Origin of the sequence: Bradyrhizobium sp. 215_C5_N1_1, assembly GCF_052075935.1 — a bacterium.
Classification (GTDB): Bacteria; Pseudomonadota; Alphaproteobacteria; order Rhizobiales; family Xanthobacteraceae; genus Bradyrhizobium; species Bradyrhizobium barranii.
The window spans coordinates 4,583,776-4,600,622 of record NZ_CP197228.1 but is presented as its reverse complement, the minus strand read 5'-3'; the positions used below and the strand labels follow the sequence as shown (position 1 = coordinate 4,600,622).

Sequence of the window (16,847 nt, the reverse complement as noted above, 5' to 3'; positions counted from 1 at the left end):
CTGCGAACCGCGGGGCGGGGATGGCGGTATGGTGTTGCCGCGGGCTCGAAGGATGTGCGCAAAAGAGGGAGAGATGCTGACGCAAGTCTACGACACCCATCTCGCACCCTCGGCGCCAAGAAGAGGGGACCAGACAATGCGTCCAGAATGCCGGGCAATGTGCTCTCGTCGACGCCTGCTGAAATCCGCGCCATAGTATCGGGTGGAATACTCGTATCGGAGTTTCCACGATGCTGCGGGCGGATACGGATCACTGCGAGTGGTTGCCGGACGACGTGAAGACCGGCGAGATGGTCTTCATTCCCGGCGGGACCTTCCGTATGGGATCCGACCATCATTATCCCGAGGAGGCGCCGAGCCACCGCGTCTCCGTCGACGGTTTCTGGATCGACCGCACCTCCGTCACCAACCGGCAGTTCAAGCAATTCGTCAACGCGACCGGCCACGTCACCGAGGCGCAGATCGTTCCCGACCCCAAGGACTATCCCGGCGCGCTGAAGGAGATGCTCTACGCCGGCTCGCTGGTGTTCTCGCCGCTGCCGCGTATCACCGATCTCACCGACTGGAGCCAGTGGTGGTCCTTCACGCGCGGCGCCAACTGGCGTCATCCTTACGGCCCCGGCAGCAACATCAAGGGCCTCGACGACCATCCGGTCGTGCACGTCTCCTATAGCGATGCAGCCGCCTATGCCCGCTGGGCCGGCAAGGAGCTGCCGACGGAAGCGGAATGGGAGTTCGCCGCGCGCGGCGGCCTCGACGGCGAGGAGTTCGCCTGGGGCGATGCGCTGATGCCCGGCGGCAAGCACATGGCCAACATCTGGCAGGGCAATTTCCCCGTCCAGAATCTCGGCGAGGATGGGTTCAAGCGTACCTCGCCGGTCATGGCTTTCCCGCCGAACGGCTACGGCCTCCACGACATGATCGGCAATGTCTGGGAGTGGACCTCGGACTGGTGGTCGTCAAAGCATGCCGCCGATGCCGCGAAGCCTTGCTGCATTCCCAGAAATCCCCGCGGCGGCCGCGAGGAGGCGAGCTTTGATCCATGTCAACCCGACATCCGCATCCCGCGCAAAGTCTTGAAGGGCGGCTCGCATCTCTGCGCGCCGAACTATTGCCGTCGCTACCGCCCCGCGGCACGCCACGCCGAGCCGGTCGATACTTCAACCAGCCATGTCGGCTTCCGCTGCGTGATGCGGACGCCTCTCGTTGTTCATCGCGAACAAGAAGGGTCTGCTGCAACATAGCTTGATAGGGAGTATCGCATGAGCAGCGAGTTGGAGAAGAACAACACCCAGTCCGGGGCTGACCAGTCGATCAATCGCCGAAAACTGCTTTTGGGAACTTCGTCCATCGTCGCCGCGGCGACGCTGACATCGGAGGCACTGGCGCAAGCGCAGAAAGCGGCGCCGGGTTCAGCCGCGAGCCCGGCGGCTTCATCGGTGTCCGGCCGCAAGCCGAACATCCTCGTGATCTTCGGCGACGACATCGGACAGACCAATGTCTCCGCCTATTCCTTTGGTGTGATGGGCTATCGCACGCCGAACATCGACCGCATCGCGAAAGAAGGCATGATGTTCACGGACTATTACGCCGAGCAGAGCTGCACGGCGGGGCGGTCCTCGTTCATCACTGGCCAATGCACGCTGCGCACCGGCCTTTCAAAGGTGGGCATTCCCGGCGCGACCGTGGGTCTGCAAGCGCGAGACGCGACCATCGCAGAGTTGTTGAAGCCGCTTGGTTACGCCACCGGGCAGTTCGGCAAGAACCACCTCGGCGACCGCAATGAATATCTGCCAACCGTGCACGGCTTCGACGAATTCTTCGGCAATCTCTACCACCTCAACGCCGAGGAAGATCCGGAGAACCGCTTTTATCCGACCGGTATGCAGGACCAGATCGGCCCACGGGGCGTGCTGCGTTGCAAGGCGTCGGATCGCGACGATCCGACCGAACATCCGCGCTGGGGCAGGGTCGGCAAGCAGACCATCGAGGACACCGGCGCACTCACCAAGAAACGGATGGAAACGATCGACGACGAAACATCGGCTGCCGCCATCGATTTCATGCAACGTCAGGCGAAGGCCAACACGCCATTCTTCTGCTGGTTCAACACGACCCGAATGCACTTTCGCACGCATGTACGGGAGTCCCATCGTGGCCCGCCCGGGCTGACGGCCAGGACCGAATACGCCGACGGCATGATCGAAAACGATGCGACGATCGGAACGGTGCTCAAGGCTATCGACGATCTCGGCATCGGTAACGATACCGTCGTGATCTACACCACGGATAATGGGCCGCATCAGAACTCCTGGCCGGATGCGGGAACGACGCCGTTCCGCAGCGAAAAGAACACCAACTGGGAGGGCGCGTTCCGCGTGCCGTGCATGATCCGCTGGCCAGGACGAATTCAACCCGGCTCGATCTCGAACGAGACGATCAGCGCGCTCGACTGGATGCCGACCCTGCTGGCGGTCGCGGGCGAACCGGATATCAAGGACAAGCTGCTGAGGGGGCACCAGGCCGGAAGCAAAACGTTCAAGGTCCATCTCGACGGATATAACCAGCTTCCCCACCTCACGGGTCAGCAGGAGCGCAGCGCGCGCAAGGAGTTTGTCTACTTCGACGACGATGGCGACGTGGTGGCTCTGCGCTACGAGAACTGGAAAGTCGTCTTCGAAGAGCAGCGTGCGCAAGGTACATTAAGAATTTGGGCCGAGCCGTTTACCAAATTGCGCGTGCCGAAAATCTTCGATCTGCGCTCGGACCCCTACGAGCGCGCGGATATCACGTCGAACACCTACTACGACTGGCTCATGACGGACGGCGCGGGTGTGTTCATTGCTGCGCCTAGAATTGTGGGGGAGTTCCTCGCCACCTTCAAGGAATTTCCCCCGAGTCAGCGGCCGTCGAGCTTCAGCATCGATCAGATCGTCGAGAAGATGCAGAGGAGTTTTCAAGTCACGCAATAGCGTGGCGTGACCGCCTGGCAGCAACGCCGAGCGGCTGACGTGAACGACCAATGAAACACAGGGAGCGTAGAAATGAGCGGCGAACTAAAGAACAAGAACAATTCCTCCGACGCTGAACAAACGATCAACCGCAGAAATCTGCTCCTTGGAACATCATCGATCGTCGCAGCAGCGACGCTGACCTCGGAAGCACTGGCGCAAGCGCAGCAAGCAGCGCCCTCTCGCGCGCCGGCGGCAGCTCAGCCAGCGGGAGGCAAGCCCAACATTCTCGTGATCTGGGGCGACGATATCGGCATCGCCAACATCAGCGCCTACTCCAACGGATTGATGGGCTACGAGACGCCCAACATCGATCGCATCGGACGCGAGGGGATCAAGTTCCTCCACTATTACGGCGAACAATCATGCACGGCGGGTCGCGCGGCGTTCCTGACCGGCCAACACGGCATTCGCAGCGGCCTGACCAAAGTCGGCTTTCCCGGTGCGCCGATGGGCATGAGCCAGCTCGACCCATCGATTGGCGGCCTCCTTAAAAATCTCGGCTATGGCACCGGACAGTTCGGCAAGAACCACGTCGGCGACCGCAACGAGTCGCTGCCGACCGTCAACGGCTTCGACGAATTCTTCGGCAATCTCTATCATCTCAACGCCGAGGAGGAGCCGGAACTACCCGACTATCCCAAAGACCCCAGCTACCTCGCCAAGTTCGGCCCCCGAGGCGTGCTGAGGTGCAAGGCGGCAGACCGCGACGATCCGACCGTAGACCCCCGCTTCGGCAAGATCGGCAAACAGACCATCGAAGATACCGGCGCGCTGACCAAGAAGCGCATGGAAACGATCGACGACGAGACGTCGGCCGCGGCCATCGACTACATGAAACGGCAACAGGCCGCCGGCAAACCGTTCTTCTGCTGGTTCAACGCCACGCGCATGCATTTGCGCACCCATGTGCGTACCGATCATCGCGGCCGCTACACGCATGGCGACAGCGAATACATCGACGGCATGCAGGAGCATGACGATACGGTAGGTACTCTGCTCAAAGCCCTCGACGATATGGGGATCGCCAACAACACCATCGTCGTCTACTCCAGCGACAACGGTCCTCACATGAACAGCTGGCCGGACGGCGCGATGACCTGGTTCCGTTCCGAGAAGAACACCAACTGGGAAGGCGCTTTCCGCGTGCCGTGCCTGGTGCGCTGGCCGGGCGTCATCAAGCCGGGCACGGTCACCAATGAGCTGATGAGCCACAACGACTGGATTCCGACGTTGTGCTCGGCGGCAGGTGAGCCCGACATCGTCAACAAGCTGAGCGCCGGGTACACCGCCAACGGCATCAACTATAAGGTCCATCTCGACGGGTTCGACCAGACCGCATTCCTGCGCAACGTCAGTGGCACGGCCGGCAACAACAACGGCACCAAGAGCGCTCGTGACAAGTTCTTCTACTCGGATGATGACGGCTTGCTCGTGGCCTTGCGCAAGGGCGACTACAAGTATGTCTACGCCGAGCAGCGTCTGCCCGGCACACTGGGCGTCTGGGCCGAGCCCTTCACCAAGCTACGCCTCCAGAAGATATTCAACCTGCTTCAGGATCCGTTCGAGCGGGCTGACATCACCTCGAACACATTCTGGGACTGGCAACTCAACCATGTCGGGCAGGTCTACGGCGCGATGGACGACGTCGGCGCCTTCGTCATGACCTTCAAGGATTTTCCGCCGCGGTCGTTCCCACCGAGTTTCGTACCGGCCACGATCCTTGAAGAGCAGCTCGATGAGATCAAGGACAACCGCGCCAGGGCGGGACAACGCGCCCAGAGCATCGACAAGATACGCTCAGGCGTCAATCAGATGATCGAACAGCAGCTCCAGCAACGCGGAGTCAAATAGCTGACACCCCATCCTCACCGGCCCGCGTCGTTGCGGGCCGGTGCCACCTTCGTAGTTACTCGCTTGCGCCTGTGAGATCCAGAATGCTCGTTTCCCTCGCATCGGCCACCCGGCGTGGGTTTCTGATCGGTTTCGCCGCCATCAATGCTGTCGCGGTCTGGAGTGCGGCGGAGCGCGCTTCGTCGGCATCGTCCATCACACCGATGCGGCCCGCGAATATTCCTACGACAGGGAGTCCAAGATCGGAAAGCTCGACAAGGCCTGGGACGAGGCCACGCAGCGCGGCTGGACCGTCGTCGACATGGCAAAGGACTGGACGACGGTGTTTGCGTCCGAACGCGCACCGCGGAAGCGTCACAATGACGAGGACGCGTGCGGGAAGCTGCATCAACGACAGCAATAACAAAAGGGAGGGACAAGGATGTCTGGACATATGCGCATGTTTCGGTGGACGAACTGCCTGCTGGCGTTGGCAACCGGCGCGTCGCTTTCGGTCGGAACGGTGTCGGCGGCGCCGCTCCAGCCAGCGGCAATCCAGCAGGGCGCGACTGGACCATCCGATCTGATCGAGGTGCGTGCCGCTGTTCGCCGCGGCGGGGCCGCCATGGGGCCGCGTGGTGGGGCCGTGGTCCATCGTGGCGGCGCCGTGGTCGGCCCCCGAGGCGCCGCCTATCGCGGCCGGACCGCAGTGGTCGGACCGCGCGGCAACGTCGCCGTCCGCAGCACCACGGCTGTGGCCGGGCGCGGCGGCTGGGCGCGACCCGGCTATTACCACTGGCCGAGGGGCGGCGCGATCGCCGCCGGTGCTGCGATCGGCTTCGTGACAGCGGCCACGGCTGTGGCCTGGGCGGGTGCTGCGCCCGCGCCGGGGATGTGCTGGTACTACACCGATCCATCCCGCACGCAGGGTTTTTGGGACTACTGCCAATGATGGTGCATCCCTGATGCGATGAGGCAGTCGTCATGAGCGGTTACGACATCTTCGCCTGGATCGTGCTCGTCATCCTGCTGGCGAGCGCGATCGGCGTTGTCTGCATCGCCGGATGGCTGCCCGGGCATATCGCAAAGTCGCGCAACCATCCGCATGCGCAGGCCGTGACGGTCGCCGGCTGGATCACGCTGTTCTTCGGCTTCGCATTGTGGCCGATCGCCGTCATCTGGGCCTATCTCGACGTGCCCGCGCGGAAAGCGGGAGATGTGTGATGGGCGTTGCGATCTTCAACACCTACCTCGTGCTGCTCTTCCTGCTGGTCCACTTCGGCGTCGTGCGCTTCAACCTGTTCTGGAAGGCCTCGCCCGCGATCGTGCTGGTGCTGCTGCTGTTCGGGCTCTTGATCCCGATGGGGTGGGGCGCCCCCCAAGGCAACGCGCTGGTCGTGCGCAATGCGGTCTCGATCGTGCCTGATGTGGCGGGCGAGGTGACGGACGTTCCGGTTCTCGCCAACGCGCCGCTGAGGGCAGGCGATGTCCTGTTCAAGATCGACCCGACGCCTTACGCGGCGCAGGTCAAGGCGATCGATGCGCAGTTCAAGCTCGCCAAGACGCGCCTCGGCCAGATGACGCAGCTCTACGAGCGCGACGCCGGCCGCGGCTTCGATGTCGAGCAGCGGCAATCGGAGGCCGACCAGCTCGCTGGCCAGCTCGAGGCCGCGCAATGGAATCTCGACAAGACGGTCGTGCGCGCGCCGGCCGACGGCTACGTCACCAATCTCGCGCTGCGCAAGGGCGCGCGCGTGGCGAACCTGCCGCTGGCGCCGGTGATGGCGTTCATTGACGTCTCAAGCACCATCATCGGCGTCGAGATCAACCAGAACGATGCGCGCTACGTGACACCCGGCCAGGAGGTCGAGGCCACATTCAAATTCGCACCTGGGCAGATCTACTCCGGCAAGGTCGAGAGCGTGCTCCAGGCGATCGCGCCCGGACAGGTGCAGACATCGGGCACGGCAGTCCTGCCGAAAGCCATCGAGGCCGCCCCCTTCGTCGTACGCGTCAAGCTCGACGACGCCGATTTCGTCAAACGGTTGCCGGCCGGCAGCGCCGGAACGGCTGCGATCTACACCGATCACGTCAAACCGACCCACGTCGTGCGCCGCGTGATCCTGCGGCAGGTCGCAATCCTGAATTACGTCAATCCGTTCTAGCGAGAGGGCGCATGAAAAGAGCAGTGCTGACGGCTTCGTTCCTCATCCTCACCTCGGCCACGCAGGCGCAGTCGCCGGTCCCGGTGACGGTCGATAATTTTGGGCGCGCGGAATCCGACCTGTACTTTGGCAACGGCGTCAAGGACGCCGGTGGCATCGGCAAGCTGTTTCACCATCGCGAGCCGATGGCGATCGATAAGCAGGGCGTCATCCGGTCGAATCGTGACACGCTGTACTCCATGGCCGTCGTTGATCTCGATGCGGGACCGGTAACGATCAAGTTGCCGGACGCTGGCAAGCGGTTCCGGTCGTTGATGGTGGTCAACGAGGATCACTACATCGTCGGCGACATAGAGTATCGCGCCGGAAGTTACACCTACGATCGGAAGAGGGTCGGCACACGCTATGCGCTGATCGGGCTTCGAACCCTCGTCGATCCCAACGATCCCAAGGATGTCGAGAAGGTCCGCGCAGTCCAGGACGCCGTCACGATCAGCCAGAAGGCCCCGGGCAAGTTCGAGATACCGAATTGGGATCCGGTCAGCCAGAAGAAGGTGCGGGACGCGCTCCTGGTGCTGTCGTCAACCGCAGGCGGCTTCAAGGATGCGTTTGGCGTCAAGGGGCAGGTCGATCCGATCCGGCACCTGATCGCGACCGCCGCGGGATGGGGCGGCAATCCCGACAAGGACGCCACCTATCTCAGCGTCACCCCCGAGAAGAACGACGGCAGCACCGTCTACAAGCTGACCGTCCCCGGCAATGTGCCGGTGGACGGCTTCTGGTCGATCAGTCTCTACAACGCCGAGGGCTATTTCGAGAAAAACCCCTACAACGCTTACTCGCTCAACAATCTGACGGCGACGAAATCAGCCGACGGCTCCACGGTGGTCCAGTTCGGTGGCTGTGACGGCAAGATCCCGAACTGCCTGCCGATCATGAAGGGCTGGAACTACACGGTGCGACTCTATCGGCCGCGTCCCGAAATTCTGAACGGCAAGTGGAAATTCCCCGAGCCGAAGCCGGTGAGCTGAAGGCTGAGAATGGAGGCTGTCATGAGACACGCAATCGCAGGCGCCATCGCCATGACACTGATGACAGCGAGCGCGCATGCGCAGAGTCTGTCGCCGGATGAGGTTGCCGCGCGCACTATCCAGCGTCGCGCAGTCGAGGCGATGATCTGGGGCATGCCGGCAGTGAATGCCGATCTCATGCTCCAGACCATGCTTGGGACGACCAAGGCAAAGCCGAACGAGATCATCTACTGGTCGAAGCCGGTGAACTGGAAGAACCAGACGCTGACGCCCAATCCGGACTCGATCTATCTGATGTCGTTCTGGAACGTGAAGGACGGCCCGGTCGTGATCGACATTCCGCCGGCGCAAGGCGGCTCGATCGCGGGCAACATCGTCACGGCGTGGCAGATGCCGCTGGAGGACGCAGGTCCCGAAGGCGCCGACAAGGGGCAGGGCGGCAAATATTTGATCCTGCCGCCCGGTTACAAGGGCGACGCGCCCGCGGGCTACATCTCGCTTCAGTCGGACACGTTCAGCGGCTTCGCGCTGCTGCGCTCCAATCTCGCAAGCCACGGCGATGCCGACGTGGCGAAGTCGGTCTCCTACGGCAAGTTGGTCAAGGTCTACCCACTCGCGCAGGCGAAGGATCCGCCTCAGACCAATTTCACCGACGCCTACGACGTGCTGTTCGACTCCACGATTCCCTACGATGCGAGCTTCTATCGCAGCCTCGACCGCGTGGTGCAGAACGAGCCGTGGCTCGATCGCGATCGCGCCATGATCGACCAGCTCGCGAGCATTGGCATCGAGAAGGGCAAGGCCTTCAATCCGGATCAGAAGACCGTTGCGCTGCTCGATCAGGCGGCCCGCGAAGCCCACGCGATACTCGAACAGCGCTACGACGCCGGCTTCGCCGTGATCAATCCAGGCATCCGCTGGTTCCCGGCTGCCGTCGCAGAGATGGTCAAGGCGGCGAGCACGGGATACGCCGATCCGAACACCTATCCGGTCGAGATGCGCGGAGTCACCTATACGCTCGGCTTCACCGGCATCAAGAGACTGGGCACCGCACAGTTCTACCTGATGGCCAACAAGGACCGCGACGGTCAGCCATTTGACGGCGCGGCCACCTATCACCTGACGGTGCCGCCCAACGCGCCGGTCAAGCAATACTGGTCCGCAACCGTCTACGACCGCGAGACGCACGCGCTGGTGCGCAACATGCCGAGCGCAAGCCGGGCTTCGATCAGCCCGGGCATCCAGAAGAATGCCGACGGTTCGGTCGATGTCTATTTCGGTCCGAAGGCGCCGGAGGGCAAGGAAGCCAATTGGGTGCCGACCGATCCGGCGCGGAAGTTCGAGTTGCTATTCCGCCTCTACGGGCCCGAGCAGCCGCTGTTCGACCACAGCTGGAAACTGCCCGATGCCGAGCGTGTCGCCGCCACGATCGGGGGCGCCAAGAAGTAGTGCAATTGGACGAGCGTGATGCGTTTGGGTGGAAGACGTGACGAGAATAGGGAGACGCGACGTGACGGGACACATTCGCAAAGCCGGGCTCGGGACTGCATTGGCGCTGGCGAGCTTTACCGCTCAGCCCGCGCTTGCCGCTGCCGGCGGCGTGAGCTTCTGGCTTCCGGGCATCTTCGGCAGCTTGGCCGCCGTTCCCGTAACGCCTGGATGGGCCTACTCGACGATCTACCTTCACCTCAACGAAAAGGCCGGAGGAGGGCAGAACTTCGTCACCAGCGGCGGCATACCCGGCTCGGTGACCGCCGGCCTCAACGCACATGCCGACGCGTTCGTCATGGGCATCACCTACACCTCGCCGATGCCGGTGCTGGGCGGCCAAGCCGGCTTCACCGTGCTCACCGCGCCCGGCAACATTGGCGCCGGCATCGATGCGACGCTGACCGGTCCGCGCGGCAATACGATCTCGGGCAGCGCCACCGACAACCGCACGACGCTGACCGACGTGTTCTACCAGGGCACGCTGAAATGGAATCAGGGCGTCCACAACGAGCTGGTCTACATCACCGGCAACATCCCGAGCGGCACCTATGATTCCAGCCGGCTCGCCAATCTGAGTTTTGGCTTCCCCGCCATCGACGTCGGTGCCGGCTACACCTATCTCGATCCGAAGACCGGACACGAATTCTCGATCGTCGGCGGCCTCACCTATAGTTTCATGAACGGGGCCCTCCAGTATCAGAACGGCATGGATTTTCATGTCGACTGGGCTGCCTCGCAGTTCGTCAGCAAGAACGTTCACATCGGCATCGCCGGCTATTTCTTCCAGCAGATCACCGACGATAGCGGTCCCGGCGCCAAGCTCGGTGGCTTCCGCGGCCAGACGGTCGGCATCGGTCCGCAGATCGGCTTCATGATCCCGATGTCTGACGGCTACCAGGGCTATCTCAATGTCCGAGGCTACAAGGACCTTGAGACAGAGAACCGGCCGAACAGCTGGTCGACCTGGGTTACTTTCTCGGTCTCGCCGGCAGCGCCCGCGCCGGCGGCGACGAAGCCCATCGTTCGAAAGTACTGATGGAGGCGTTCAAGCAGCTCCGATGACCGGAGAGAAAACCAGCAAACGCGTATTTCGCATTGGCTACCAGACATCGATCATCACGGTGTTCGTGGGCGTGGTGCTGCTTGTGGGCCTGACGCTGGTCTATCTCAGCTTCGAACGCGTGACCGCCATCACCAGGACGGCCGCCTCTGGCTTCATCGAGAAGGTGGCGCAGCTTGGCGCCGATCACATCGACGAGCAGTTCAAGAATGTCCGCGACAATCTCGACATCCTGTCCGGCCTGCCGCCGATCCAGGAGGCCGACATCGCGGACAATACGCGGCTCTACAGCCTGATGGCGGCGATGCTGCGCAACAACCCGCAGCTCTTCAATCTCTATGTCGGCTACGAGGACGGCTCGTTCATCGAGATGGACGTGATCGATCGGGCGCAGCCGTCGTTCCGGAAGGGCTTGAACGTCGATGAGGATGCTGCCTTCCGCCTGGTCGTGATCTCGCGCACGGCGGGGGCCGCGCCTGTCACGCAATATCTCTCCGAAAACCTCATTCAGGTTGCCGAGGTCGCCGGACCCGCGAGCTACGACCCGCGGCAGCGGCCCTGGTATGTCGAGGCGTTCAAGAACGACAAGACGCTCCTGACCGGTCCTTACGTCTTCTACGCCACGGGCGAGCCGGGCTACACGCTGCGGACGCCGTTGAGGGAAGGGCGCCGCGGCGTCATTGCGGGTGATTTGCTGCTGAACCGGTTCGAGGACATGCTGGCGGAGCAGAAGCTCGGCCAATCAGGGCTGGCGTTCCTGTTCAACGATGCCGGGCGCATCGTCGGCCATCCCGAGATGAACCGCCTGATGGCGGAGATTCCGGAACGGCAGGACGACCTGCCACAGATCGGCGCGCTCAAGCTGCCTGCGCTCGTGCCGGTCATCCGCTCCTGGCGGGACGGCGGCGCGGCCCAGCAGTTCTTTGCCGACGCGTCGGGCCGAACCTATGTTGCGGCGGTTCACAGGCTCGAGACGGCCGGCTCGGCCAATATCCGGATGGCGATGGTCGCGCCGCTCGACGAGTTCTATGCGCAGATCATCGACGAGCGCCGTACGCTGTTCGCGCTTGCGCTGGCCTTTGTCGGAGCCACGCTGCCATTCGCGTTCTGGCTGGGATCGCTGATGGCGCGGCCGCTGCGCAAACTGGCCGACGAGACCGACGCGATCCAGCGGTTCGAGATTACCGAGCGGCCGCGCGTCCATTCCGTCATCGCCGAGATCGAGGAGCTTGGCCGCTCGGTGTTCACCATGCGTAGCGTGGTCCGCAGCTTTGCGAGCTTCATCCCGCGCCAGATCGTGCGGCAGTTGATCGAGACCGGCTCTTCGCTCAGCCTCGGCGGCTCCAGGCGTGAGGTCACGGTGCTGTTCACCGACGTCGCCGACTTTACCGCCAAGACGGAGCGCGCCGACCCGTCGCAGGTGATGATCCACACCTCGCGCTATTTCGCGGTACTGTCGGACGAGATCATGCGGCACCAGGGCACGGTCGACAAATATATCGGCGACGCCGTGATGGCGTTCTGGAACGCGCCGGCCGACGATCCCGACCACACCGTCAATGCCTGCCGCGCCATCCTGGCATGCCTTGCGGCCAACGAAGCGCTCAACCAGGAGTTTTGGCGCGAGGGCTGGCCGCCCTACGACACCCGCTTTGGCCTGCATGTCGGCGATGCCGTGGTCGGCAACATCGGCTCGAGCGACCGGATGAACTACACCGCGCTTGGCGCCACCATCAACCTGGCGTCGCGGCTGGAGGGACTGAACAAGAATTACGGCACGCGCGTGCTGGTCAGCGCGGCGGTCCGCGCCAGCGTCGGCGATCGGTTCCTGTTCCGCAGCGTCGACAGCATCACGCCGAAGGGATTTGCCGACGCGATCGAAGTCAGTGAGCTCCGCGGCGAGCTGGCGCACGCCGATGAAGCCGAGGTTGCGATGTGTCGACGCTGGGATGAAGTCTTTGCGGCGATCGCGCAGGACGGCGCGGCCGAGACGACGCGGGTCCGGCTGTCGGCCTTCCTGCACGACTATCCCGAGGATAGCGTCGCGCTATTTCATGCCCAGCGATTTCGGTCCGCGGCCCGGAATGCGGGAGCGGCGGCATGAACATCTGTGGTCTCAATCGCCGGCAATTGCTGCGGCACGGCGCGGCGCTGGCGGCCGCGTCAATGCACGCGGCGCCAGCCATTGCGCAGGCGCGCAGCAGAATTCGGCTCGGTTATCTCCATGTTGTCGCCGTGGACGGACACATCTGGACCGGGCTCGATCGCGGCTCGTTCGACCGCGAAGGGATCGATTTCGAATTGCACGAGTTCAACACCGGACCTGAAGTCTTCGAGGCGATGGCGCGGGGTGAGCTCGACGTTCTCTCGGCCGGCGGCGTCATCTCCAACTATCTGGCGCTCGGCCGCGGCCGGGGCTTTCTCATCAACGACATTGAGGTCGCGACCGCACAGCTCTGGGTCCGGCCGACGCTCGGCGTCAAGGGGATGGCCGATCTCAGGGGCAAGCGGATCGCGACGACGATGAAGACCACGGCTCACATTTTTCTCGATCGCGCGCTGCGGGCCAACAACGTCAACCCGTCCGAGGTCGAGATCGTCAACGGCAGCATGGCGGCCGCCGTCAAGGCGTTCATTGCCGGCGAGGTGCCGGCCGTTGCGCTCTGGGTGCCGTTCAACATTGCCGTCCGCGAGGCGTTGCCGGATGCGGTCAAGCTGGTGGACGCCTCCGCCTTCTACCCGCAATCCGCCGTGCTCGGCGGCTGGGCCGCGCGGATGGATTTTTATGCGGGGAACAGGGACGTGCTGGCCCGGATCATCCGCGCGTGGGCAGAAGCGAACGACCACATGGTGCGCAACCCGGCGGCCGCAGCGGAGGCGCTCCAGACACATTATGGGCAGTCGCGTCGCGCCGACATCGCGGAAGCCTTCAAGGCCCAGAAGCTCTATTCCTCGCGCGAATGGAAGCGGCTCTATTCCGACGGGACCGTCGTGAAATGGCTCCAGCAGGTCAGCGACTTCTTCATGACGGATGCCGGCGTCACCGCACCCGTGCGGGCCGCAGACTATTTCGACACGCAGCTCTACCTTGCAACCGTCGTCTGAACCTGCAGGGTGGAACCCGCTCGCACGAGCGTTCCCTTCCGGCCGGCGCTGGGCTTGCGAAGCACACATGAAATTTCAACGTAGTTTCAATATTCTATGCCCGTACTCTAATGTAACCGCGACATCACTTCAGACGACATTTCAACAGTGATCCGCGCAAATCCAGCGCAGAATCGCACTCAAGCAGTTGTGTGTGTCGGGCGCGGTCGCGTCATGAGGGCGACGCCAATTCGACCCAATTCAAATCGAGCTTGGCAGGCGCCGGATCCTTACGGAGGTGATTCCAATGCCAGACGTCCTCGACCGTTCCGAAATGGCCCCCTCGATTCTGCCGGCGGACGTTCCCGAGCTCAGCGATGATGAATGCCTGGCCTGCCTCGCGCGCGCCGTCGAGGCGCACGATTCGGCGCGGCTCGACGAAGTCGCCGCATTGATCGGCCGCCTCGCAGTCACGATCGAATAGCTCATCGATCACCTTGACGCCTCGGGTTGCGCAGCCTGGTCCGCCGGGCCAACGGACGTGTTGCGTTTTCGCGGAGCCTGTTCCAAAGATGCCGCCAAATTTCGTCCGCGGCATCGTCCGCATTGCAGGGTCCGCAAATGTCCGGTTTCTCGACCGCGCGCCTAAAAATGGTCGATGGCCAGGTGCGCACCAATGACGTCACCGATCGCCGTATTCTCGACGCGATGCTCACAGTTCCGCGCGAGGCGTTCGTGCCGGTTGCCAGGCAGGCATTGGCCTATCTCGACCTCGATCTCGACGTGAGCGAAGGCGGGGCCAAGCGGTTCCTGATCAAGCCGCAACTGACCGGCAAGCTGCTCCAGGCCGCCGAAATCGGCGAGGGGGACAACGTGCTGGTGGTCGGCTGCGCCACCGGCTACCTCGCCGCGCTGACGGCGGGGCTCGCCCGTCAAGTCACCGCGACGGAGTGTGATTCGGCCCTGGCCGCGAAGGCCAAGGATGCTTGCGCCAGCCTCGCCAACGTCACGTGCAAGGCCGCAGCCTGCGCCGAAGGGGATCCCTCTGCCGCTCCCTATGACGTCATTATCCTCAACGGCGCCTTCGAGGTGACGCCTGAGGCGCTGCTCGGGCAGCTCAAGGAGGGCGGGCGCCTCGTGGGGGTGTCGGCCCAATCCACGCCCCCCCGGGCCATGATCGTGACCCATACCCACGGTGAATTCGGCCATCGGGCGCTGTTCGATGCCGCAGCTCCGGTCCTTCCCGGGTTGGAACGGGCCGCCGCTTTCGTTTTCTGAACGCCCGATTGAGGGCTTTGGCCCGTTAAAATCCCGTTCTGAATCAGAAGTGTGGCCCGGATGCTGCACGTGAAGAGTTTCCACCGGGAACTACCTTCAGGTGGTTCCGTTGCGCCAATTGGCGGCCTATGTTGCTGAGGGGCAACGACTCCACTCGGTAGACGGTATCCTAGCTCGCGGGCACGAGCGGGGCGTTAGAATGAACGGAATTTAAGGGATGCATGGGGTGAAGCTCTTCACCGGAGCTGCGGTTTCGGTCCTGCTGCTGGCGCTTGCCGGGCCGACGCCTGCCTTGGCGGACACGATCGAGGCCGCCTTGGTGCGCGCCTATCAGAACAATCCGCAGCTCAACGCACAGCGCGCCCAGGTGCGCTCGACCGACGAGAACGTGCCTCAGGCGTTGTCGGGCTATCGCCCCAGGGTCGCGCTGACGGCGAACGGCGGCTATCAATATCAGGATACGTTGAGTTCGCCGGGGCCGGGTAACACACCAATCAACGGGCCCAGCGTGCCGCGCAGCGTGGGTGTGACCGTCACGCAGACGCTCTATAACGGCAACATCACCGGCAACAGGACGCGCGCCGCCGAGAGCCAGGTTTCCGGCTCCCGCGAAGCGCTGCGCAGCCTGGATCAGAGCGTGCTGCTTCAGGGCGCTTCGATCTACATGGACTATCTGCGCGATGCGGCTACGCTCGAAGTCCAGCGCAGCAACGTGCGCGTGCTCGAGCAGACGCTGAAGCAGACGCGTGATCGCTTCAACGTCGGCGAAGTGACGCGCACCGACGTTGCGCAATCGGAAGCGCAGCTGGCGGCTGGCAAGACGCAGGCCCTCACGGCCGAAGCAAATCTCACCACGACGCGCGCGAACTTCCGCCGCATCATCGGCAACGAGCCGACGAACCTCGCGCCCGGTTCGCCGGTGGATCGTTTCTTGCCCGCAAGCCTCGCCGGGGCAGTCGAGCTCGGCCTGATCGAACATCCCAACGTCACGGCCGCGATGTTCGGCATCGACGTCAACTTTCTGCAGGTCAAGGTCGCCGAAGGCGCGCTGCTGCCGACGATCGCGTTGCAGGTGGGGGCCACGCAGGGGAACGAACAGTCCTTGATTCAATACAGGTCGTTCAACGCGTCCGCCATCGCGCAGGCCAATTGGCAGCTCTACGATGGCGGCAATACATATTCGCTGATCCGCCAGTCCAAGGAAAACCTGGCGCAGCAGCGTCTCAACCTCGAAACCACCCGCGACCAGACCCGCGCGACGGTCGTGCAGTGGTGGGGTTCGCTGCAGGCCGGCAAGGCCCAGGTGCAGTCCGCGCAGGCGCAGGTCACGGCGTCCGAGATCGCGCTGAACGGCGTGCGCGAAGAAGCCAAGGCTGGTCAGCGTACCACCCTCGACGTGCTCAACGCGCAGCAGGCGCTGGTCAACGCGCGCGTCGCGCTGGTGACCGCACAGCACGACCGCGTGGTCGCGTCCTATCAGGTTCTGGCCGCCATCGGCCGTCTGTCGCCGCAGGTCCTCGGCCTTGCGACCACGGTTTATGATGCGAGTGTTCACTACCATCAGGTCCGCGACAGCTGGGCCGGCGTGCGCACGCCTGACGGACGCTAAAGTCCCGTAGTCATCCGGTCGGCCTCGCAAACAGCCGAGGCCGATTGGTGCTTTGCTTGCAATCATCAAAATCCCTGACATAGCCTTGCCAAGAAGATGCGGGTCGATTCGCCCGGCACCTGATGTCGTGTGCGTAAAGGCTTGAGTGCCGAGGGCAGGGGCGCACCTCCGCACGTTGAGCCGCGAACTGGGGACAAGTCGGGCTGCCGCGACGAAAATGTCGGGGCGTCCGTTGCGGAACCGGCCAATCCTGTCGTGCTTGGTGTAAAACAACGCATGCGAGGG

At 63.3% G+C, this 16,847-nt stretch carries 14 protein-coding genes and 1 pseudogene; all 15 read left to right on the top strand.

Features of this window, described 5'->3' with window-relative positions:
- The first annotated feature begins 230 nt into the window (after positions 1–230).
- Positions 231–1,244 (top strand): formylglycine-generating enzyme family protein, encoded by a 1,014-nt coding sequence (locus AB7G19_RS22140; protein WP_441268085.1) that lies wholly within the window; start codon positions 231–233, stop codon positions 1,242–1,244.
- 18 nt (positions 1,245–1,262) lie between these two features.
- Positions 1,263–2,972: an arylsulfatase gene (locus AB7G19_RS22135; RefSeq protein ID WP_441268084.1), complete on the top strand. Its 1,710-nt coding sequence runs from the start codon at positions 1,263–1,265 to the stop codon at positions 2,970–2,972.
- 72 nt (positions 2,973–3,044) lie between these two features.
- The gene (locus AB7G19_RS22130) at positions 3,045–4,865 is read left to right on the top strand and encodes an arylsulfatase (RefSeq protein ID WP_085399539.1); all 1,821 of its coding nucleotides are present in this window, start codon (positions 3,045–3,047) and stop codon (positions 4,863–4,865) included.
- 166 nt (positions 4,866–5,031) lie between these two features.
- Positions 5,032–5,268, top strand: a pseudogene (locus tag AB7G19_RS22125) (hypothetical protein); the annotation flags it as partial.
- A 36-nt stretch (positions 5,269–5,304) separates the two neighbouring features.
- The gene (locus AB7G19_RS22120; RefSeq protein WP_441268083.1) at positions 5,305–5,796 is read left to right on the top strand and encodes a hypothetical protein; all 492 of its coding nucleotides are present in this window, start codon (positions 5,305–5,307) and stop codon (positions 5,794–5,796) included.
- Between the two features lie 32 nt (positions 5,797–5,828).
- A complete protein-coding gene (locus AB7G19_RS22115; RefSeq protein ID WP_439034963.1) occupies positions 5,829–6,068 on the top strand; it encodes a DUF3302 domain-containing protein in 240 nt (79 codons plus the stop codon).
- Positions 6,068–7,009, top strand: a complete 942-nt coding sequence (locus tag AB7G19_RS22110) for an HlyD family secretion protein (RefSeq protein ID WP_441268082.1) — start codon at positions 6,068–6,070, stop codon at positions 7,007–7,009. The genes AB7G19_RS22115 and AB7G19_RS22110 overlap by 1 nt, the downstream gene beginning before the upstream one ends.
- 11 nt (positions 7,010–7,020) lie before the next feature.
- Positions 7,021–8,040 carry a DUF1214 domain-containing protein gene (locus AB7G19_RS22105; protein ID WP_441268081.1) on the top strand — a complete coding sequence of 340 codons (1,020 nt, stop codon included), beginning with the start codon at positions 7,021–7,023 and terminating at the stop codon, positions 8,038–8,040.
- 21 nt (positions 8,041–8,061) lie between these two features.
- On the top strand, positions 8,062–9,489 hold the full coding sequence (locus AB7G19_RS22100; protein WP_441268080.1) for a DUF1254 domain-containing protein: 1,428 nt from the start codon (positions 8,062–8,064) through the stop codon (positions 9,487–9,489).
- 61 nt (positions 9,490–9,550) lie between these two features.
- Positions 9,551–10,567 carry a SphA family protein gene (locus AB7G19_RS22095; protein WP_441268079.1) on the top strand — a complete coding sequence of 339 codons (1,017 nt, stop codon included), beginning with the start codon at positions 9,551–9,553 and terminating at the stop codon, positions 10,565–10,567.
- A 22-nt stretch (positions 10,568–10,589) separates the two neighbouring features.
- Positions 10,590–12,695: an adenylate/guanylate cyclase domain-containing protein gene (locus AB7G19_RS22090; RefSeq protein WP_354175611.1), complete on the top strand. Its 2,106-nt coding sequence runs from the start codon at positions 10,590–10,592 to the stop codon at positions 12,693–12,695.
- A complete protein-coding gene (locus AB7G19_RS22085) occupies positions 12,692–13,696 on the top strand; it encodes an ABC transporter substrate-binding protein (RefSeq protein WP_354175609.1) in 1,005 nt (334 codons plus the stop codon). Before AB7G19_RS22090 ends, AB7G19_RS22085 begins: the two co-directional genes overlap by 4 nt.
- Before the next feature lie 286 nt (positions 13,697–13,982).
- Complete coding sequence (locus AB7G19_RS22080; protein WP_094183926.1) at positions 13,983–14,159, top strand: hypothetical protein; 177 nt, start codon at positions 13,983–13,985, stop codon at positions 14,157–14,159.
- 137 nt (positions 14,160–14,296) lie between these two features.
- A complete protein-coding gene (locus AB7G19_RS22075) occupies positions 14,297–14,953 on the top strand; it encodes a protein-L-isoaspartate O-methyltransferase family protein (protein WP_071914066.1) in 657 nt (218 codons plus the stop codon).
- 217 nt (positions 14,954–15,170) lie between these two features.
- Positions 15,171–16,562 (top strand): TolC family outer membrane protein, encoded by a 1,392-nt coding sequence (locus AB7G19_RS22070; protein ID WP_071914064.1) that lies wholly within the window; start codon positions 15,171–15,173, stop codon positions 16,560–16,562.
- Positions 16,563–16,847 lie beyond the last annotated feature (285 nt).